This is a genomic window from Streptomyces sp. NPDC005017 (genome assembly GCF_042873115.1).
Lineage (GTDB): Bacteria > Actinomycetota > Actinomycetes > Streptomycetales > Streptomycetaceae > Streptomyces.
On the sequence record NZ_JBIALD010000010.1, the window covers coordinates 177,460 to 197,593 of the forward strand.

Sequence of the window (20,134 nt, forward strand, 5' to 3'; positions counted from 1 at the left end):
CACGCTTGATTGTTTCTGGTGTCGCTGCCATGCTCCCCACCACGACACCCCGGAGGGGAGCGAACCCGTGTCCGATCCGACGCCCGTGTTCGACGATCTGCGTACCGAGAGCGAGGAGCTCGACCGGCTCGTGGCCGGGCTGGGGCCGGGGGAGTGGGCCACGGCCACCCCCGCGCCCCGCTGGAGCGTGGCCCATCAGATCGCCCACCTGGCCTGGACCGACCACTCGGCCCTGCTGGCCGTGACCGACCACGACGGCTTCACCGCGCTGGTGGAGCAGGCGCTGAAGGCGCCCGGGTCGTTCGTCGACGACGGCGCCGACGCGGGTGCCGCGCTGGCGCCCGCCGAGCTGCTCGCCCGCTGGCGGGAGGGGCGCCGGGCCCTGGACCAGGCCCTGCGTGCTGCGCCGCCCGGCGCCCGTTTCCCCTGGTACGGGCCGCCGATGTCGGGCGCGTCCATGGCCACCGGGCGGCTGATGGAGACCTGGGCGCACGGCCAGGACGTGGCCGACGCGCTGGGCGTCGTGCGGCCGCCGACCGACCGGCTGCGGCATGTGGCCCGGATCGGCGTCCGCGCCCGCGACTTCGCGTTCGGCGTGCACGGGCTGACCCCGCCGACGGAGGAGTTCCGTGTCGAACTCGTCGCTCCGGCAGGGGACTTGTGGGTCTACGGGCCCGAGGACGCCGCCCAGCGGGTCACCGGGAGCGCGCTCGACTTCTGCCTGCTGGTCACCCAGCGGGCCCACCGGGACGACGTCGCCCTCACCGCCGCCGGCGCGGACGCCGACCGCTGGCTGGACGTCGCGCAGGCCTTCGCGGGGCCGCCCGGTGAGGGCCGCAAGCCCAAGGGGGCCGGGGCGTGACGCTGCGCATCGGCAATGCCTCCGGCTTCTACGGCGACCGTTTCGACGCGATGCGCGAGATGCTCACCGGCGGCGAACTCGACGTCCTCACCGGCGACTACCTGGCCGAACTGACCATGCTGATCCTCGGCCGGGACCGGCTGAAGGACCCCGGCGCCGGGTACGCCCGTACGTTCCTGGGGCAGTTGGAGGAGTGTCTGGGCCTGGCCCGGGAGCGCGGGGTACGGATCGTCTCCAACGCGGGCGGGCTGAACCCCGCCGGACTGGCGCTGCGTGTCAGGGAGTTGGCCGAGCGGCTCGGGCTTCCCGTCCGGGTCGCCCACGTCGAGGGCGACGACCTCACCGCCGCCCACCCCGGCAGCCTCGCCGCGCACGCCTACCTCGGCGGCTTCGGTATCGCCGAGTGCCTGAGGCAGGGCGCGGACATCGTGGTCACCGGGCGCGTCACGGACGCCGCGCTGGTCACCGGGCCGGCCGCCGCGCACTTCGGCTGGGGTCCGGGCGACCTGGACCGGCTCGCGGGCGCGGTCGTCGCCGGGCATCTGCTGGAGTGCGGCCCCCAGGTCACCGGCGGCAACTACGCCTTCTTCACCGAGGGCGACGTCACCCGCCCCGGCTTCCCGCTCGCCGAGATCCATGAGGACGGCAGCAGCGTCATCACCAAGCACCCCGGCACCGGCGGCTTCGTCGACGTCGGCACGGTCACCGCTCAGCTGCTGTACGAGACGCAGGGCGCCCGCTACGCCGGCCCGGACGTCACCGCCCGTCTGGACTCCGTACGGCTCACCCAGGAAGGCTCCGACCGGGTCCGTGTCGAGGGCGTGCGCGGCGAGGCCCCGCCGCCGACCCTCAAGGTCGGCCGCAACACCCTCGGCGGCTGGCGCAACGAGGTCGTGTTCGTGCTCACCGGCCTCGACGTCGACGCCAAGGCGGCGCTGGTGCGGCGGCAGCTGGAGCCCGCCCTCGCCAAGATCGCCGAGGCCCGCTGGGAGCTGGCCCGCACCGACCACGGCGACGCCGCCACCGAGGAGACCGCCAGCGCCCTGCTGCGGCTCGTCGTGCGCGACCCCGACCAGGCCGCCGTGGGCAAGGCGCTCGGCGGTGCCGCCGTGGAACTGGCCCTCGCGAGCTACCCCGGCTTCCACGTCGCCGACCTGCCCGGGAAGGGCACGCCCTACGGCGTCTTCGAGGCGGCGTACGTCCCTCAGGAGACCGTCGGCCATGTCGCCGTGCTGGACGACGGCAGGCGCGTCCCCGTGCCGCCGCCGGGCCTCACCCTCGTACCCGGGGACGTGCCGGAGCCCGCGCTGCCCGTACCGCTGCCCGCCGGGCCGGTGCGCCGCGCGCCCCTGGGACTGGTCGCCGGGGCCCGCAGCGGCGACAAGGGCGGCGACGCCAACGTCGGCGTGTGGGCGCGCACGGACGACGCCTGGCGCTGGCTCGCGCACGAACTGACCGCCGGCCGGTTCCGGGAGCTGATCCCCGAGAGCCGCGACCTGACGGTCACCCGGCACGTGCTGCCGAACCTGCGGGCGCTGAACTTCGTCGTCGAGGGCGTCCTCGGCCAGGGCGTCGCCGCCCGGCACCGCTTCGACCCGCAGGCCAAGGCCCTCGGCGAATGGCTGCGCTCCCGCCACCTGGACATCCCGGAGGTACTTCTGTGACCGCCCCCGAACCGCTGGAGGCCCTGCTGTGACGGTCCTGTCCTCGGCCCTCGACCCCGCGAGCACGGAGTACCGGGCCCACCGCGAGGCCATGCTCGCCAAGCTCGCCGAGCTGGACACCGAGCACGCCAAGGCGCTGGCGGGCGGCGGTGAGAAGTACATCGAACGGCACAGGAAGCGCGGCAAGCTGCTCGCACGGGAGCGCATCGAGCTGCTGCTCGACCCGGACACGCCGTTCCTGGAGCTGTCGCCCCTCGCGGCGTGGGGCAGCGAGTACGCCGTCGGCGGCTCGCTCGTCACCGGGATCGGCGTGGTCGAGGGCGTGGAGTGCCTGATCACCGCCAACGACCCGACCGTGCGCGGCGGTGCCTCGAACCCCTGGTCGCTGAAGAAGGCGCTCAGGGCCAACGACATCGCGCTCGCCAACCGGCTGCCCTGCATCAGCCTCGTGGAGTCGGGCGGCGCCGACCTGCCCTCCCAGAAGGAGATCTTCATCCCCGGGGGTGCGATCTTCCGGGACCTCACCCGGCTGTCCGCCGCCGGAATCCCCACGGTCGCCGTCGTGTTCGGCAACTCCACCGCCGGCGGCGCCTACATCCCCGGCATGTCCGACCACGTGATCATGGTCAAGGAGCGGGCCAAGGTGTTCCTCGGCGGCCCGCCGCTGGTGAAGATGGCGACCGGCGAGGAGAGCGACGACGAGTCGCTGGGCGGCGCCGACATGCACGCGCGCGTGTCCGGCCTCGCCGACTACTTCGCCGTCGACGAGCACGACGCCCTGCGGCAGGCGCGGCGGGTGGTCGCCCGCCTCAACCACCGCAAGGCGTACGGCGATCCGGGCCCGGCCGAGCCGCCCAAGTACGACCCCGACGAGCTGCTGGGCATCGTGCCCGGCGACCTCAAGGTCCCCTTCGACCCGCGCGAGGTGATCGCGAGGATCGTCGACGCCTCCGACTTCGACGAGTTCAAGCCGCTGTACGGGACGAGCCTGGCGACCGGCTGGGCCACCCTGCACGGCTACCCGGTCGGCATCCTCGCCAACGCCCAGGGCGTCCTGTTCAGCGAGGAGTCGCAGAAGGCCGCCCAGTTCATCCAGCTCGCCAACCAGCGCGACATCCCACTGCTTTTCCTGCACAACACCACCGGCTACATGGTCGGCCGCGAGTACGAGCAGGGCGGCATCATCAAGCACGGCTCGATGATGATCAACGCGGTCAGCAACTCGAGGGTCCCGCACCTGTCCGTCCTCATGGGCGCCTCCTACGGCGCCGGGCACTACGGCATGTGCGGCCGCGCCTACGACCCGCGCTTCCTGTTCGCCTGGCCCGGCGCCAAGTCGGCCGTCATGGGCCCGCAGCAGCTCGCCGGCGTGCTGTCCATCGTGGCCCGGCAGTCCGCCGCCGCGAAGGGGCACCCGTACGACGACGAGGCGGACGCCGCCCTGCGCGCCATGGTGGAGCAGCAGATCGAGTCGGAGTCGCTGCCCATGTTCCTGTCCGGGCGGCTCTACGACGACGGCGTCATCGACCCGCGCGACACCCGCACCGTCCTAGGCCTGTGCCTGTCCGCCGTCCACACCGCGCCCTTCGAGGGCGTGCGCGGCGGCTTCGGCGTCTTCCGGATGTGAGACGAATGATTACTTCTGTTCTGGTCGCGAACCGGGGCGAGATCGCCTGCCGCGTCTTCCGTACCTGCCGTGAGCTGGGCATCCGTACCGTCGCCGTGCACTCGGACGCCGACGCGAACGCCCTGCACGCGCGCGTCGCCGACACGGCCGTACGACTCCCGGGCGCGGCCCCCGCCGACACCTATCTGCGCGGCGACCTCGTCGTGAAGGCCGCCCTCGCCGCGGGCGCCGACGCCGTCCACCCCGGCTACGGCTTCCTCTCCGAGAACGCCGGCTTCGCGCGGGCCGTCCTGGACGCCGGACTGGTGTGGATCGGGCCGCCGCCGGAGGCCATCGAGGCCATGGCGTCCAAGACCCGCGCCAAGCAGCTCCTCGGCATCGCCCCGCTCACCGAGGTCACCGAGGCCGATCTGCCGGTGCTGGTGAAGGCCGCCGCGGGCGGCGGCGGGCGCGGCATGCGCGTCGTACGCCGCCTGGAGGACCTGACAGCCGCCCTGGAGGGCGCCCGCGCCGAGGCGGCGAGCGCCTTCGGCGACGGCGAGGTGTTCACCGAGCCCTACGTCGAGAACGGCCGCCACGTCGAGGTGCAGATCCTCGCCGACACCCACGGCACGGTCTGGGCCCTCGGCACCCGCGACTGCTCCCTCCAGCGCCGCCACCAGAAGGTGATCGAGGAGGCTCCGGCACCCGGCCTGTCCGCCGCACTCGCCGAGGAACTGCGCACGGTGGCCGTCCGCGCCGCGCGGTCCGTGGACTACGTCGGCGCGGGCACCGTCGAGTTCCTCGTCGCCGACGGCCGGGCGCACTTCCTGGAGATGAACACCCGCCTCCAGGTCGAACACCCCGTCACGGAGGAGATCTTCGGCCTCGACCTCGTCGCGGAGCAGATCAGGATCGCCGAGGGCGAGGCGCTCGCACAGGACCCGCCGCCCGCCCGCGGCCACGCCGTCGAGGCCCGCCTCTACGCCGAGGACCCGGCCCGCGACTGGGCCCCCCAGACCGGCACCCTGCACCGCCTCACCGCCCCCGGCGCCGTCCGCCTGGACACCGGCTACACCGACGGCGACGCCATCGGCGTCCACTACGACCCGATGCTCGCCAAGCTGGTCGCCCACGCCCCGACCCGGGCCGAGGCCGTCCGCAGACTGGCCGGCGCCCTGGAACGCCTGACCCTGCACGGCCCCGTCACCAACAGGGCGCTGCTGCTGGCGTCCCTGCGGCACGAGGAGTTCGCCTCGGCCCGCATGGACACCGGCTTCTACGACCGCCATCTCGCGGACCTCGGCGCGCCGGGCGACCCGCTCGCCCCGCTGGCCGCCGCCCTCGCCGACGCCGCCCACCGCGGCTCCCGCTTCGGCGGCGGCTGGCGCAACGTCCCCTCCCGGCCGCAGCTCAGGCGCTACGAGCTGGCGGGGGAGGAGGTGGAGGCCCGCTACGCGTGGACCCGAGAGGGACTGCGGGCGGACGGCGTGCGAGTCGTCCACGCGAGCGCCTCTCTCGTCGTCCTCGAAACCGACGGAGTGGCCCGCAAGTTCGAGGTCGCGGCCTACGGCGACCGGATCCACGTCAACGACACGGCCCTGCGCGCCCTGCCCCGCTTCCCCGAACCCGAGACCCAGCACGCCCCCGGCTCCCTGCTGGCCCCCATGCCGGGCACGGTCGTCCGAGTCGCCGACGGCCTCACCCCCGGCTCACCCGTAAAGGCGGGCGACCCCCTGATCTGGCTGGAGGCGATGAAGATGCAGCATCAAATCACCGCCCCGGCGACCGGAACCCTGGCAGCCCTCCACGCCGCCCCCGGCCAGCAGGTGGAGATGGGAGCACTTCTGGCCGTGGTCGAGAGCGACGCCGCTCAGGGGCACGGGCCCGTACCGATTCACGACTCCGCCGAGTGAGCACGACCAACCCGCTTTTAGGGGCGCGGGCCTGTATCGACATGCGACTCCGCCGCGTGAGCGCGAGCCACCCGTCTTTTAGGGGCGCGGGAACTGCGCGACCAGCCACCCACGACGGAAAGTCCGAAGGAGAGCAATGACCACCCACATCGAATCGGAAGAACAAAAAGCCCTCCGAGACGCAGTCGCCGCCCTCGGCAAACGCCACGGCCCCGACTACAACCGCGAACACCTCTGGTCAGAAGCCGGCAAACTGGGCTACCTGGGCGTCAACCTGCCGGAGGCATACGGCGGTGGAGGCGGCGGCATCACAGAACTCTCCATCGTCCTGGAGGAGCTGGGAGCCGCGGGCTCACCCCTGCTCATGCTGGTGGTCAGCCCCGCGATCTGCGGCACCGTGATCGCCCGCTTCGGCACGGAGGCCCAGAAACAGCACTGGCTCCCGGCCCTCGCCGACGGCACGAGGACGATGGCCTTCGGCATCACCGAACCGGACGCGGGGTCCAACAGCCACCGCATCACCACAACCGCCCGCCGGGACCCCGCGTCGGGCGACTGGCTGCTCACCGGCCGCAAGGTGTTCGTCTCCGGCGTGGACATCGCGGACGCGACCCTCATCGTCGGCCGCACCGAGGACGCCCGCACGGGCAGCCTGAAGCCCTGCCTGTTCATCGTCCCCCGGGACGCCGAAGGCTTCCAGCGCCGCCATATCGAGATGGAACTCCAGGCCGCGGAGAAGCAGTTCGAGCTGGTGCTCGACGATGTGCGGCTGCCCGCCGACGCCCTGGTCGGCGACGAGGACGCCGGGCTGCTCCAGCTGTTCGCCGGACTCAACCCCGAGCGGATCATGACGGCCGCGTTCGCGATCGGCATGGGCCGCCACGCGCTCGGCAAGGCCGTCGAGTACGCCCGCGACCGCACGGTGTGGAAGACGCCCATCGGCGCCCACCAGGCCATCGCCCACCCCCTCGCCCAGGCGCACATCGAACTGGAGCTGGCCCGGCTGATGATGCAGAAGGCGGCCCACCTCTACGACGCCGGTGACGACGTCGGCGCCGGAGAGGCCGCGAACATGGCCAAGTACGCGGCCGGAGAGGCCTGTGTGAAGGCCGTCGACCAGGCCGTGCACACCCTCGGCGGCAACGGCCTCACACGCGAGTTCGGCCTCGCCAGATTGATAACCGCCGCACGCGTGGCTCGTATTGCTCCGGTGAGCCGGGAGATGATTCTCAACTACGTCTCCCACCAGACCCTGGGCCTGCCCAAGTCGTACTGACCGGTGCCGCGCCCAGCGAGGAGGAACCGTGTTCCGCAGCGAGTACGCAGACGTCCGGCCCGTTGAACTGCCCATCCACGAGGCGGTCCTGGGCCGGGCCGCCGACTACGCAGACACGCCCGCGCTGATCGACGGCACGGACGGCACGACCATCACGTACGCCCAACTGGACCGGTTCCACCGGCGGATCGCCGCCGCGCTCGCCGAGGCGGGCGTACGCAAGGGCGACGTCCTCGCCCTGCACAGCCCGAACACGGTCGCCTTCCCGACCGCCTTCTACGCCGCCACGCGGGCGGGTGCCTCGGTGACCACCGTGCACCCGCTCGCCACCGCGCAGGAGTTCGCCAAGCAGCTCGACGACAGCGCCGCCCGCTGGATCGTCACCGTCTCCCCGCTGCTGGAGACCGCCCGCCGGGCGGCCGAACTCGCGGGCGGGGTGAGAGAGATCTTCGTGTGCGACAGCGCGCCGGGCCACCGCTCGCTGCTCGACATGCTCACCTCCGAGGCGCCCGAGCCCGACGTCGCCGTCGACCCGGCCGAGGACGTCGCCGCCCTGCCCTACTCCTCCGGCACCACCGGCGTCCCCAAGGGCGTCATGCTCACCCACCGCCAGATCGCCACCAACCTCGCCCAGCTGGAACCGGCGATCGACGCCGAGCCCGGCGAACGCATCCTCGCGGTCCTGCCGTTCTTCCACATCTACGGCCTCACCGCGCTGATGAACGCACCCCTGCGGCAGGGCGCCACCGTCGTCGTGCTGCCCCGCTTCGAGCTGGAGACCTTCCTCGCGGCGATCCAGAACCACCGCATCACCGGCCTGTACGTCGCCCCGCCGATCGTGCTCGCCCTGGCCAAGCACCCGGCGGTCGCGAAGTACGACCTGTCCTCGCTGAAGTACGTGGTCAGCGCGGCCGCCCCGCTGGACGCCGAGCTCGCCGCGGCCTGCTCCGCCCGGCTCGGCCTGCCACCCGTCGGGCAGGCGTACGGCATGACCGAGCTGTCGCCCGGCACCCACGTCGTCCCGCTGCACGCGATGGACCAGGCCCCGCCCGGCACGGTCGGCCGGCTGATCGCCGGCACCGAGATGCGGATCGTGTCCCTCGACGACCCGGGCAAGGACCTCGGCGCCGGCGAGACCGGCGAGATCCTGATCCGCGGCCCCCAGGTCATGAAGGGCTACCTCGGCCGCCCCGACGCCACCGCCGCGATGATCGACGGCGAGGGCTGGGTGCACACCGGCGACGTCGGCCGGGTCGACGAGGACGGCTGGCTGTTCGTCGTCGACCGTGTCAAGGAGCTGATCAAGTACAAGGGCTACCAGGTCGCCCCCGCCGAGCTGGAGGCCCTGCTGCTCACCCACACCGGCATCGCCGACGCCGCCGTCATCGGCGCGTACGACGCCGACGGCAACGAGATACCGCACGCCCACGTCGTACGGCAGCCCGGCGCCGCGGACCTCACCGAACAGGACGTCATGGCGTACGTCGGCGAACGGGTCGCCCCCTACAAGCGGGTCCGCCGGGTCACCTTCATCGACAGCGTGCCGCGGGCGGCCTCCGGGAAGATCCTGCGGCGAGAACTCAGGGAGCGCACGTGACACTGATCGGCCGTACCCGCGAACGGGGGGTCGAGACGCTGGCCCTCGACTCCCCGGCCACCCGCAACGCGCTCTCGGCCGCCCTGGTGGGCGAACTCGCGGACGCGCTGCGGGACTGCGGCAAGGACGCCGAGGTGCGCGCGGTCGTCCTCACGCACACCGGCAACACCTTCTGCGCGGGCGCCGACCTGCGCGACCCGCCCGACCCGGACGCGTTGGTCGCGCTGCTCCGGCAGATCGTCGAGCTGCCCAAGCCGGTCGTCGCCCGGGTCACCGGGCACGTCCGCGCGGGCGGCCTCGGCCTGCTGGGCTGCTGCGACATCGCGGCCGCCTCCGCCACGGCGAGCTTCGCCCTCACCGAGGTCCGCATCGGCGTCGCCCCGGCCGTCATCTCGCTGCCGCTGCTGCCCCGCACCGAGCCGCGCGCCCTCGCCCGCTACGCCCTGACCGGCGAGCGCTTCGACGCCGCCGAGGCCGCGCGCATCGGCCTGCTCACGGCGGCGGGCGAGGACGGTGAGGACGTCGACGCCGTACTGGAGCCCGTCCTGGACGGGCTGCGGCGGTCCGCGCCCGAGGCCCTGGCGGAGACGAAACGGCTGCTCACGGCTAGGGTGCTGGCAGCATTCGACCGGGACGCGGCCCAGCTCACCGCGCTCTCGGCTCGGCTGTTCGCCTCCGCGCCCGCCCGCGAGGGGATGACGGCCTTCCTCGAACGACGGGATCCCCCATGGGTGCTGTGACGGCAGACGAACGTGTCGACCGCGCCGACCGCGTCCCCAAGCAGGACCGCAGCCGGGCCACCCGGCAGCGGCTCCTGGAGGCCGCCGTGGCCTGCCTCGCCGAGCACGGCTGGGCGGGCTCCACGGTGTCCGCGGTCGCCGAGCGCGCCGGTGTGTCCCGGGGCGCCGCCCAGCACCACTTCCCGACCCGCGAGGACCTCTTCACGGCCGCCGTCGAGTACGTCGCCGAGGAGCGGTCCACGGCCCTGCGCGACCTGTTCCCCGAGGGTCCCGGCGACCGGCGGGCGGTCGTCGCGGCCCTCGTCGGCCTCTACACCGGCCCCCTCTTCCGGGCCGCCCTGCATCTGTGGGTGGCCGCGTCCAACGAGGAGCAGCTGCGCGGCCGGGTGACCGAGCTGGAGGGCCGCGTCGGCCGGGAGAGCCACCGGATAGCCGTGGAGCTGCTCGGCGCCGACGAGTCCCGGCCCGGAGTGCGCGAGACCGTCCAGGGGCTGCTGGACATGGCGCGGGGCCTGGGCCTGGCGAATCTCCTCACCGACGACGGGGCGCGGCGCGAGCGGGTCGTGGCGCAGTGGGCGGAGCTGCTGGACGAGGCGCTGGACTGAGGCCCGGTCCGCGGGCGTCCGGGGCCTCCGCTCCCTTCAGGGCGCGGGCTCGGGACGCTGGCTCAGGACGTGGGCTCGGGATGCTGGCTCAGGGCGCGGGCTCGGGATGCTGGCTCAGGACGTGGGCTCGGGATGCTGGCTCAGGACGTGGGCTCGGGATGCTGGCTCAGGGCGCGGGCTCGGGATGCTAGCTCAGGACGTGGGCTCGGGATGCTGGCTCAGGACGTGGGCTCGGGATGCTGGCTCAGGACGTGGGCTCAGGGCGCGGGCTCCGGGCGTTGGCTCAGGGCGCGGGCTCAGGACGTGGGCTCAGGGCGCGAGCCGCTCCACCCGCCAGCTGCCGTCCGGGCGGGCGTCGTAGCGCAGCCGGTCGTGCAGCCGGTTCTCGCGGCCCTGCCAGAACTCCACCGTGTGCGGTGCCACCCGGAAACCGCCCCAGTGCGGCGGCACCGGCACCTGCTCGCCCTCCGGGTAACGGGCCTCCAGCTCGGCGTAGGAGGCCTCCAGGCCGGCGCGGCCGGCGATCACCGAGGACTGCGCGCTGGCCCAGGCGCCGAGCTGCGAGCCGTGCGGGCGGCTGCGGAAGTACGCGGCCGTCTCGTCGCGCCCCGTACGCCGGGCCACCCCGTGCACGATGACCTGCCGGGCCATCGGATGCCAGGGGAACAGCAGCGAGACGTGCGGATTCCCGCCGAGGTCACGGCCCTTGCGGGAGTCGTAGTTGGTGTAGAAGACGAAGCCCTGTTCGTCGAAGTGCTTCAGCAGCACCGTCCGGGAGCTGGGCCGGCCCTCCGCGTCGACCGTGGACACGATCATCGCGTTCGGCTCGAACATGTGTGCCTCTACGGCGGCCTGCTTGAACCACCGCGCGAACTGCTCCACGGGCGTCGCGGCCAGATCGGTCTCGGCGAGTCCCTCCGTCCGGTACTGCTTGCGCATCGCTGCGGGATCGGGCATCGCGGGCACGGCGTCGGCGTCGGTCACGCGGCCATCCTCCCCCATGCGGCGCCCCGGCCGCAGGCACCCGCATGGCACTGAGTGCCGCGAAACCTCCCCGCCGTCGGCACCCGGGGATAGGGTGCTGGTGCCATCCTGGTTGGGTGACCGCCGACCGTACGGGGCATCACTGGGATGACAGCCAGGACCGCCAGTCCCCGCACGGACCGCGGATCCATCGGCGTCATCTCCCGAACGATCATGAGGAGCCGCATGATGTCGGACTTCGTACCCGGACTCGAGGGAGTCGTCGCGTTCGAAACGGAGATCGCCGAGCCGGACAAGGAGGGCGGCGCACTCCGCTACAGGGGCGTCGACATCGAGGATCTCGTCGGCCACGTCTCCTTCGGCAACGTATGGGGCCTGCTCGTCGACGGCGCCTTCAACCCCGGACTGCCGCCCGCCGAGCCCTTCCCGATCCCCGTGCACTCCGGCGACATCCGCGTGGACGTGCAGTCCGCGCTCGCCATGCTCGCCCCCGTCTGGGGCCTCAAACCCCTCCTGGACATCGACGCCGAACAGGCCCGCGAGGACCTCGCCCGCGCCGCCGTCATGGCCCTGTCCTACGTCGCCCAGTCCGCCCGCGGCCAGAGCCTGCCCATGGTCCCGCAGCGCCACATCGACACGGCCCGGTCCGTCGTCGAACGCTTCATGATCCGCTGGCGCGGCGAACCCGACCCCAAGCACGTCGCCGCCGTCGACGCCTACTGGACGTCCGCCGCCGAGCACGGCATGAACGCCTCCACCTTCACCGCCCGCGTCATCGCCTCCACCGGAGCCGACGTCGCCGCCGCCCTCTCCGGGGCCGTCGGCGCCATGTCCGGCCCCCTGCACGGCGGCGCCCCCTCCCGCGTCCTGCACATGATCGAGGAGATCGAACGCACCGGCGACGCCGAGGCCTACGTGAAGCACTCCCTCGACAAGGGCGAACGCCTCATGGGCTTCGGCCACCGCGTCTACCGGGCCGAGGACCCCCGCGCCCGCGTGCTGCGCCGCACCGCGCGCGAACTGGGCGCACCCCGCTTCGAGGTCGCCGAGGCCCTGGAGAAGGCCGCCCTGGAGGAACTCCACAACCGCCGCCCCGACCGCGTCCTCGCGACGAACGTGGAGTTCTGGGCGGCCATCGTCCTCGACTTCGCCGAGGTCCCGGCCAGCATGTTCACCTCGATGTTCAGCTGCGCCCGCACCGCCGGCTGGTCCGCGCACATCCTGGAGCAGAAGCGGACCGGACGCCTGGTGCGCCCCTCCGCCCGCTACATCGGCCCCGGCCCGCGCAACCCGCGCGAGATCGAGGGCTACGGCGACATCGTCCACTGATCCCGTTCCCGCCCGCCGAGGCCGCCCCGCGCCCGGGACCGTGACCCCGCGCCTGAGGCCGTAACCCTGAAGGAACGTTTCTCAGGCCGGGGTCAGCAGCTCCGCGTGATGCCGCCTCGCCACCAGCGGATGGGCGCGGAGCTTGCCCTTGAGCTCGTTGTAGCCGTACTCCGCGAACAGCGGGTTGGACGGGTCGGCCGAGACACCCGGCGCCGTGTCCGCGTAGGGGAACACCAGCGGCTCGACCCGGGCGTCCAGACGCGGGTTGTAGAAGAACGGCACCGAGTACCGCTCGGTGGCACCGGGCGGCGAGACGACCCGGTGGTTGGTGGCCACCAGATAGCCGTTCGTCGCCACCTCCAGCAGCTCGCCCAGGTTCACCACGAACGCCCCCGGGATCGGCGGCACCTCGTGGAACAGGCCGTCCTCCCGCTGCACCTGGAGCCCGCCCACCTGGTCCTGGAGCAGCAGTGTCAGGAACCCGTAGTCCTTGTGCGCCCCCACGCCCTGGTCCGCCCCGTCCCCGGCACTGCCCGGGTACCGGACCAGCTTCAGATGCGGGTGCGCGTGCTCGCCGAAGACGTGGTCGTAGAAGTCCGGGGACGCCCCGACCGAGGCCAGCAGTTCGTGCAGCAGCTTCTCGGCGACCCCGCTCAGCCGCTCCACCCACCGCAGCGCGGCCGTCCGCAGCTCCGGCAGCGCCTCGGGCCACTGGTTCGGCCCCTGGAGCCACCAGTACGCGGGCTCGCCGGGGCCGGGCGCGTGGGCGGGGCGCTCCGCCCCGATGTCGAGCTGGTCCCGCCAGTCCTGCCGCCCGCCGGTGCGCTCGTCGCCGGTGCGGGTGTAGCCGCGGAAGTGCGGCGAGTTCACGTTGTCGATCGCCAGCCGCTGTTCCTCCGGCAGCGCGAAGAACCGCCGCATCGCCGTCAGCAGCCGGTCGGTCTCCTCGCCGGTGACCCCGTGCCCCACCAGCTGGAAGAAGCCCACGTCGTGCGCGGCCCGGTGCAGCCTGGACCGCAGCCCGGCCCGCGCCTCGGGGCCGCCGTCGGCGGCGGAGAGATCGATGACCGGCAGTTGCTGGTACGACGGGTTCGTCGAGTCGTTCGTCATGAGATGCGTCCGCGGGTGTACGGGGCCCGGTCCCGCCGGGGGTGGGGCGGGTGCACGGGTGCCAACTGTGCAGGAGAGGTGGGCGAGGCCCGGGCGGCCCGGCGCTGCGGGACCGCGGGAGGGGAATGCGGGAACGGGGGGCCGGAAGGCTCAGACCGAGCGTCGACAGCCCATGCTCGTGACGCGGAGGAAGTCCACGTGGCGGCGTCGAACGAGCGAAAGCATGTGCCCAGAGTACTGCGTGCCGAAGGATTCACAGGTGACGGGGGTCACTCGCCGTAGATCATCCGGCGAGGTGACGCAAACGACCCGCGAGTCGGGTCCTCCGGAAGGAGGGCCGGCCGGACGTACCGGCGACTCGCGGGTCGGGTGACTGCGTTGGTTTGGCCGGCTGCGTGCACGACACACACGCTGGTCCGGCGCCGAACCGAGTTTGACGACGGGCCGCTAGCCCGCAGTCACCTCGCGCGTCCGGGAATCACACATCTACCGGATCACCTCCTTTCAGCGATGGGCCTCACCTTAGGAACCGTCCAGAGAGAGTTCAACGGGTTTTCCGAGATATGGACCCTCCGGCTCTCGCCGGACGTCGTATGCGTATCCGTCGCCCCTTTGCAAGAGCTCCAGATTCCGGTGGCTGACGTTGAACCGGACCGCGGGTGTGGTGAGGCGGTGCTGCCCCCTTGCCCGGACCGAGACGCGGCCCGTCCATGTCCCCGCCCACCTGCCCGATCGGATCACCGCTCGTACGAGGTCGCCGGTCACGTATCCGAAGTGCTGCTTGACCCGCGTCCGCCGCAGGCGCGGAAAACCGTAGCGGTCCGGCGTGGTGCGGGCGTACGAGCCGCGCCCGGTGGACCTGACCACGGTGACCTGCCCGGGAAAGCGCACGATGGCATCACCGGCCTCGTGATCCAGTTGGCCGACGCACAGTGCGTCGAGTGTGTGCGTCTTGGCGAGTCCCGTGATGGCGCGGTTCGACATGGTGGACTCGCCGTTCGAGACGTGTACGCACCTGCCCAGGCTGCTCAGAGCCGCCACGAGCTGCTCTCCGGTCGTATTCATGGCGGCGGCGTCGCGGAGTGATGCTCCGACCTGCTGGAGGATGCGGGCGAGACGGTCGCTGCGCTGGGCCAGGAAGACCTCGACGAGGTTTGTGCCCTTGGCCTCGTTGCAGGCGATGCAGGCGAGAACGAGGTTGGCGATGCGACTGGAGCCGCCTCTGCTGCGCGGCGTGAGGTGCTCGATGTTCAGGGGCACGCCGGTGGCATCGCAGTAGGCGCAGGCGTCCTGCCACCTGGCGCGCAGGTACGCCCGGGTGCTGCTGCCGACGAGGGGTCCCTGCTCGTGCTCGGCACCTCGAAGTCGCCTTCCGGCACTCAGGGAGTGTGTGTCGAAGCGGGCCTTCTCCAAGTGGATGCCGGTCACCGGCGCAGACCGGCACAGACGATCGGCCAAGGAGTACAGAGTGTCCACGCGATGGCGGAGGGACGGAGGCAGCCATCCGGGCGGTCGCCTGCGGTTCTTCGAGCGGGGTGCCCGGTATCGGCAGTTGGCGGAGCGCCGCCTGCGCCGGTATCCCGCGCGCTGTTCCATCCGGCCATGGATCCGGTCTCCTCGGTGCCGGAGCTCTACGGCGATGAGCCCACGCCGGACCGTCACCAGCGCACCGTCCTTGTTGGTCTGCTTCCTCTCGTCCGTCAGAGCCAGTCCGGCGCCCCTGGAACCGGGGTCGATGCGCAATTGAACGCCGTCGACCTCGGACCGGGCGTGGGCGCGGTCCTTGAGACGGATGGTGAAGGGCACCTGGCGGGCGACTGCGGCTCGGCCCTTTCCCAGGAGTTCGCGTGCGCGGGCGGGGTGGCAGGGCATGAGGGGTCTTCCCTCCCTGGAAAGCACGAAGACCCTGCCCGCACCGGTACCGCCGCGGTATTTTCCGATCTGCGGAGGAGCGTCACCGCTCCCGTTCTCTGCCGCCCTCGCCGCTGGCGCGGTGCTGTCGGCGTGACGCCGATGGGCTTCGGTGCTCTGCCCGCCGGTCTCCCCTCGCCCATGTCTCCCGCCGGTGTCCCACGCGGCGGTGGGGTGTCCATGAGCCGTTTCGTCCCTGCTCCCGGGGGTGTCTGCTCTCACGGATTCCAGAGCAGGCTGCTGAGGAAGCACAGCCTGGTGGGTCTGCCGGCCTGCGGGGAACGTAGTCATCGGGGGCACCTCCCTGATCCTGGGATCGCGATGACTGGGGCTGGTCACTCGACGGCCCGACGGCCGGGGAGCGAGTGACCTCCTTTCCGAAGTGAGCACCGACCCTAGAGGCTTGGACGTGCGTCTGAGAGGAAACGGCTACCAGGCCGCCCGAACGTGCGAAAAGGACCGTCGGCGCGGTACACGCAGACGGTATTGCTGCTAGGGATCCCCGGGTGTCTCAGGGGCCGATCTCAGGCGTCACTCCCGCCCCACCAGCCCCGCCAGATCCAGTGCCGCCGCGATCCGTACGGCGACGTCCTCGGCGTAGGAGGCGTCGGCGCGTTCGAACGAGGTACGGCCCGCGCCGCGCAGGAAGGTCACGACGCCCAGGGTGCGCCCCCGGCTGCGCAGCACCGCGCACAGGGCGTGGACGGCGTCGCCGGGCCACTGGCGGGCCAGCGCCCACTCCCGGGCCTGCTCGGGCGACACCGAGCCGACCCCGGCGCGCACGGTGCTCGCGCGGTCGACGCAGCTGAGGGCCGGGTGGCCCTCGGGGTAGCGGACCGGAAGCCCGGCGCGGCCCGCGAGAAGGCTCGGGCCGGGCGCGCCGGAGGGGGTCGCGGCGAGCCGCACCAGCCGTACCGGCGCGGCGCTCTCGCCCTCGGGAGCCGTGCCGCCCGCGACGCGGTCGATCAGCGCGTGGTCGGCGAACCCGGCGAGGGCGAAGTCCAGATGGACGGTGGCCGCCTCGGTCGGGTCCTCGCACTCGGCGGCCGCGCGGGCGGCCCGGTGCAGCTGGTTGCCGCGGAAGCGCAGCAGGGAGGCCTCCTGCTCGCCCTGTCTGGCCTCCGTGACGTCCTGGAACAGCCAGCCGACGCCCAGCGGGACGGGCTCCTCGGCGAGCGGGGAGGCGAGGCGGACGAAGCCGCAGCGCCAGCAGCGGCGGCGTTCGCCGTCGGGAGTGCGCACCCCCACCCAGATCTCGGCGGGCGCGGGCGGGGCACCCTCGGCCAGCACATGGGTGAGCGCGCTCTCCAGCTCCTCCACGCCCTGCACGAGCAGTTCGCCGAGCGGGCGTCCGAGCGCCGACGTACGGCCCGTGCCGAGCGCGCGGGCGGCGTGGGCGTTGACGACGGCGGGCCGCAGATCGGCGTCCACCAGGACGACGCCCCAGGAGGCGTCCTCGAACAGCGCCTCGCTCAGGGCGATGGACCGTTCCAGGTCTATCTGCGCGTGCACCTCGCTGAACGCGCAGTACACGCCCGCGGGCCTGCCGTCGGTGCCGCGGACCGCCGCGGACTGGGTGCGCACCAGGACCCGGCCGCCGTCCTTGGTGAGCAGCGCGAACTCGTGCACCTGACGTCCGGGGGCGTTCATGGCCGACAGCAGACGGCCCTCGACCTCCTCGGCGTCCGCGCTGCGCACGGCCCAGCCGGCGAGGCCCCGCCGGCCGACCGCCTCGGCGGCGGTCCAGCCGAGAATGCGCTCGGCCTCGCGGTTCCAGTGGGTGACGGCTCCGTCCGCGTCGAAGGCGCACAGGGCCGCGTCCATCCCGTCCAGCAGCGCGGCGAGCAGGTCCGAGCCGTCGCGATCTGACGGCTCCGGCTGATCCGGCTGCCGCGGCTGCCCGGGCTCGTCGGGCCCCAGTTCGTCCGTGGTCCCACTACGCCGTGAAGCACTCACCTGGACCCCCAAGCAGGCTGCGTCCGCACGAACGGCGCGTCGGTTGCTCACTGGTCATCATTCAACTCGAACGTGACGCAGCCCACATATGGTTCCTGCAAGATTGCCGGGGAATCGTTGTACGGCGGATATCCCGCGGCCCTTCCCTCTAGTCTGCGGCGGGAGCCAGCCGCAGGTCGACCCAGACGTCGCTCTCGCCGTCCAGCGTGTAGCGCTCGGTCTCGGCGAACCCCCGCGCACGGGCGAAGGCGAGCCCCTCCTCGTTCACCGCCAGCACACAGGTGTCCACCGCCCCGGCACGCATCCCGCGCGCGTGCGCGAGGCCGTCCTCGTACAGGGCCGTGCCGTAGCCCTGGCCGCGGTGGCCGGGCAGCACGCGCGCGATGACCATCACCGCCCGCTCCTCGCCCTCCGGCGCCCGCACGGTGGAGCAGCCGACCAGCTCGTCGCCGGCGTAGGCGTTGCACAGCCGGTGGCGGGCGGCGCGTTCGCGGACCTCGTCCAGGGACATCGCGGCGGGCGGCACGATCACGTTGTGGACGTGCCGCCACTGCCGCAGCATGGCGTCGCCGTCCACCGTCTCGATACGGAGATCAGTCACACAGGCCAGCGAACAGGGGGCGCCGCCCGGACGTCAACGCGTTTGCGGCACGCGCGCGCAGACCTCGATCTCGATCCGCATCCGGGGGTCGGCCAGCCCGCAGACCATCATCGTGGCGGCCGGCCGCACCTCCCCGAAACAGCGGCGCAGCACCGGCCAGCACGGCTCGAAGTCCTCCCGCTCGGGCAGCAGATACCGCACCCGGACCACGTCCCGGAACCCGCACCCGGCCCGCGCCAGGGCGTCCTCGACGTTGCGCAGACACTGTTCGGCCTGCTCGACCACGTCGTCGGAGATCGTCATCGTCGCGTAGTCGAAGCCGGTCGTCCCCGACACATGGACCCGGTCCCCGTCGACCACGGCGCGGGCATAGCCGATCTGCTCCTCGAACGGTGAACCGCCGAGGATGGCGCGTCGCTCAGTCATGGCCGGAAAGCTAGGCGAGCGGCGGCGATACGTCGAATACGCACCGGAGACAGATCTGATACGCCCGGACGTATGCTCCCGGGATGGAGCGCCCGGAACTGCCTCTCCCCCAGCTGCACGCGTTCGTGGTCCTCGCCGAGGAACTCCATTTCGGGCACGCGGCCGCCCGGCTGGGCATCGCGCAGCCGCCGCTGAGCCAGCAGATCCGCAGGCTGGAGGAGAAAGTCGGGCATCCGCTGTTCACCCGGCCGCCGGGGCCGGTGTCGCTGACGCCCGCGGGCCGGGAGCTGCTGCCCGCGGCCCGGCAGGCGCTCACCGGCCTCGCGGAGGGGCTGGCGGCCGCCCGCGCGGTGGGCGCCGGTCAGACGGGCCGGCTGCGCGTGGGCTTCTCGGCGTCGCTGGCGCTGACCGTGCTGCCGGGGGCCCGCTGGCGGCGAATCTGCTGGTGACGATGACGGAGCAGTGACCCTGCGCGCGGCAGGCCGCCCCCTCACCTCACTGCCTGTAGAAGATCCGGTCCCGGTACTGCTCCATCACGCGGCTGTTCCACTCGTGGCCCCCGTCGACGTTGCCCGAGCGCAGCAGGGGCGGTTCGATGCCGCGGGCGGCGAGGGTGCCGGCGGCGGTGGCCATGACGGCCTGGAGGAGGGCGGTGGTGACGACGGTGGAGGCGGGGGCGAAGGGAGCGGGGACGGTGTCCAGGGTGAGCTCGGCGTCGCCGACGGGGATCTTGGAGTCGAGGACGAGGTCGCAGTGGTCCTTGAGGAAGGTGCCGGAGCTGTGCCGCGAGGTCGTTTCGGCGGTGTAGGCGACGGAGGTCACGCCGATGACGCGCACGCCGAGCTCGCGGGCGTGCAGGGCCATCTCGACGGGCAGCGCGTTGCGCCCGGAGAGCGAGATGATCACGAGGGCGTCGCCGGCCCGCAGCGGGGAGCAGTCCAGGACGGCGCTCGCCAGGCCGTCGACGCGTTCCAGCGCGGAGCCGAGGGGCGCGGGCATCACGTCGACGCCGACCACGCCGGGCACGGTGAGCAGGTTCATCAGCGCGAGACCGCCCGCTCTGTATACGACGTCCTGGGCGGCCAGCGAGGAGTGCCCGGCGCCGAAGGCGAAGAGGCGGCCGCCGTCCGCGACGGTGTCGGCGAGGAGGATGCCCGCGTCCGCGATCGCCTCGGCCTCCTCGTCGCGGACCCGGCGCAGCAGGCCGATCGCGGCGTCGAAGTACTGGTCGGCCAGCTTGCTGTCGCCCATGCAGAGCCCCTTCGCTCCTCGCGGTGCCCGGCCCCCGCCCGGCGGTTCCCGCTTCCGGCGGTGCCTGTGTCGCGGATCACCGTGCGGTCTGGACCACTGGGATGTCAATACGGCGGTCCGGTCGGTGCGCCGGCCCGGTCCGGGTGTTTGTCGCAGGTCTGCCCCGCACTCGGCCGGGACCGGTTCCGGCCGGGGAGCGGCCCCCGTCGGCCGGTCCCGGGCCGAGGACGGGTCGGGCCTTACCCGCGCGTAACAGTCGCGTTCCGTCGGCGCGGCCCGGTTGTCAGTGCGATCCGGCAG

At 72.8% G+C, this 20,134-nt stretch carries 16 protein-coding genes and 1 pseudogene; 10 read left to right on the forward strand and 7 right to left on the reverse strand.

The window, feature by feature from the left end:
• Positions 1 to 67: 67 nt before the first annotated feature.
• The 8 genes from ACFYR0_RS17725 to ACFYR0_RS17760 all read left to right on the forward strand — a co-directional run bounded on the left by ACFYR0_RS17725 (position 68) and on the right by ACFYR0_RS17760 (position 10,266).
• Entirely contained in the window at positions 68 to 862 is a 795-nt protein-coding gene (locus ACFYR0_RS17725) for a TIGR03084 family metal-binding protein (protein ID WP_389328206.1), read from the forward strand.
• Complete coding sequence (locus ACFYR0_RS17730) at positions 859 to 2,526, forward strand: acyclic terpene utilization AtuA family protein (protein ID WP_389328209.1); 1,668 nt, start codon at positions 859 to 861, stop codon at positions 2,524 to 2,526. Before ACFYR0_RS17725 ends, ACFYR0_RS17730 begins: the two co-directional genes overlap by 4 nt.
• Before the next feature lie 28 nt (positions 2,527 to 2,554).
• Positions 2,555 to 4,153, forward strand: a complete 1,599-nt coding sequence (locus ACFYR0_RS17735) for an acyl-CoA carboxylase subunit beta (protein ID WP_389328212.1) — start codon at positions 2,555 to 2,557, stop codon at positions 4,151 to 4,153.
• A 5-nt stretch (positions 4,154 to 4,158) separates the two neighbouring features.
• A complete protein-coding gene (locus ACFYR0_RS17740) occupies positions 4,159 to 6,048 on the forward strand; it encodes an acetyl/propionyl/methylcrotonyl-CoA carboxylase subunit alpha (protein WP_389328215.1) in 1,890 nt (629 codons plus the stop codon).
• A gap of 136 nt (positions 6,049 to 6,184) precedes the next feature.
• Positions 6,185 to 7,324, forward strand: a complete 1,140-nt coding sequence (locus tag ACFYR0_RS17745; RefSeq protein ID WP_389328218.1) for an acyl-CoA dehydrogenase family protein — start codon at positions 6,185 to 6,187, stop codon at positions 7,322 to 7,324.
• Positions 7,325 to 7,352: 28 nt separating this feature from the next.
• Positions 7,353 to 8,921 (forward strand): 4-coumarate--CoA ligase family protein, encoded by a 1,569-nt coding sequence (locus tag ACFYR0_RS17750; protein ID WP_389328221.1) that lies wholly within the window; start codon positions 7,353 to 7,355, stop codon positions 8,919 to 8,921.
• Positions 8,918 to 9,661 (forward strand): enoyl-CoA hydratase family protein, encoded by a 744-nt coding sequence (locus ACFYR0_RS17755; RefSeq protein ID WP_389328224.1) that lies wholly within the window; start codon positions 8,918 to 8,920, stop codon positions 9,659 to 9,661. The genes ACFYR0_RS17750 and ACFYR0_RS17755 overlap by 4 nt, the downstream gene beginning before the upstream one ends.
• A complete protein-coding gene (locus ACFYR0_RS17760) occupies positions 9,649 to 10,266 on the forward strand; it encodes a TetR/AcrR family transcriptional regulator (RefSeq protein WP_386377664.1) in 618 nt (205 codons plus the stop codon). The genes ACFYR0_RS17755 and ACFYR0_RS17760 overlap by 13 nt, the downstream gene beginning before the upstream one ends.
• Before the next feature lie 309 nt (positions 10,267 to 10,575).
• On the opposite strand, the gene pdxH is transcribed toward ACFYR0_RS17760, so the two are convergent.
• Entirely contained in the window at positions 10,576 to 11,250 is a 675-nt protein-coding gene (pdxH, locus tag ACFYR0_RS17765; protein ID WP_389328227.1) for a pyridoxamine 5'-phosphate oxidase, read from the reverse strand.
• A gap of 228 nt (positions 11,251 to 11,478) precedes the next feature.
• On the opposite strand from pdxH, the gene ACFYR0_RS17770 reads away from it, so the two are divergent.
• A complete protein-coding gene (locus ACFYR0_RS17770; RefSeq protein WP_389328230.1) occupies positions 11,479 to 12,579 on the forward strand; it encodes a citrate synthase 2 in 1,101 nt (366 codons plus the stop codon).
• A gap of 81 nt (positions 12,580 to 12,660) precedes the next feature.
• On the opposite strand, the gene ACFYR0_RS17775 is transcribed toward ACFYR0_RS17770, so the two are convergent.
• The 5 genes from ACFYR0_RS17775 to ACFYR0_RS17795 form a co-directional block, all read right to left on the reverse strand.
• Positions 12,661 to 13,689, reverse strand: coding sequence for an isopenicillin N synthase family dioxygenase (locus ACFYR0_RS17775; RefSeq protein WP_389328232.1), 1,029 nt, complete (start codon positions 13,687 to 13,689; stop codon positions 12,661 to 12,663).
• 522 nt (positions 13,690 to 14,211) lie between these two features.
• On the reverse strand, positions 14,212 to 15,588 hold the full coding sequence (gene iscB / locus ACFYR0_RS17780; protein ID WP_389328235.1) for an RNA-guided endonuclease IscB: 1,377 nt from the start codon (positions 15,586 to 15,588) through the stop codon (positions 14,212 to 14,214).
• 543 nt (positions 15,589 to 16,131) lie between these two features.
• Positions 16,132 to 17,556, reverse strand: coding sequence for a PAS domain-containing protein (locus tag ACFYR0_RS17785; RefSeq protein WP_389328238.1), 1,425 nt, complete (start codon positions 17,554 to 17,556; stop codon positions 16,132 to 16,134).
• 148 nt (positions 17,557 to 17,704) lie between these two features.
• Positions 17,705 to 18,157: a GNAT family N-acetyltransferase gene (locus ACFYR0_RS17790; protein ID WP_389328241.1), complete on the reverse strand. Its 453-nt coding sequence runs from the start codon at positions 18,155 to 18,157 to the stop codon at positions 17,705 to 17,707.
• Positions 18,158 to 18,190: 33 nt separating this feature from the next.
• Positions 18,191 to 18,583 carry a RidA family protein gene (locus ACFYR0_RS17795; RefSeq protein WP_389328244.1) on the reverse strand — a complete coding sequence of 131 codons (393 nt, stop codon included), beginning with the start codon at positions 18,581 to 18,583 and terminating at the stop codon, positions 18,191 to 18,193.
• An 83-nt stretch (positions 18,584 to 18,666) separates the two neighbouring features.
• Between ACFYR0_RS17795 and ACFYR0_RS17800 the strand changes: the two are divergent.
• A pseudogene (locus ACFYR0_RS17800) lies at positions 18,667 to 19,005 on the forward strand (LysR family transcriptional regulator); the annotation flags it as partial.
• A gap of 73 nt (positions 19,006 to 19,078) precedes the next feature.
• Here ACFYR0_RS17800 and ACFYR0_RS17805 read toward each other — a convergent pair.
• A complete protein-coding gene (locus tag ACFYR0_RS17805) occupies positions 19,079 to 19,834 on the reverse strand; it encodes an SIS domain-containing protein (protein ID WP_389328247.1) in 756 nt (251 codons plus the stop codon).
• Positions 19,835 to 20,134 lie beyond the last annotated feature (300 nt).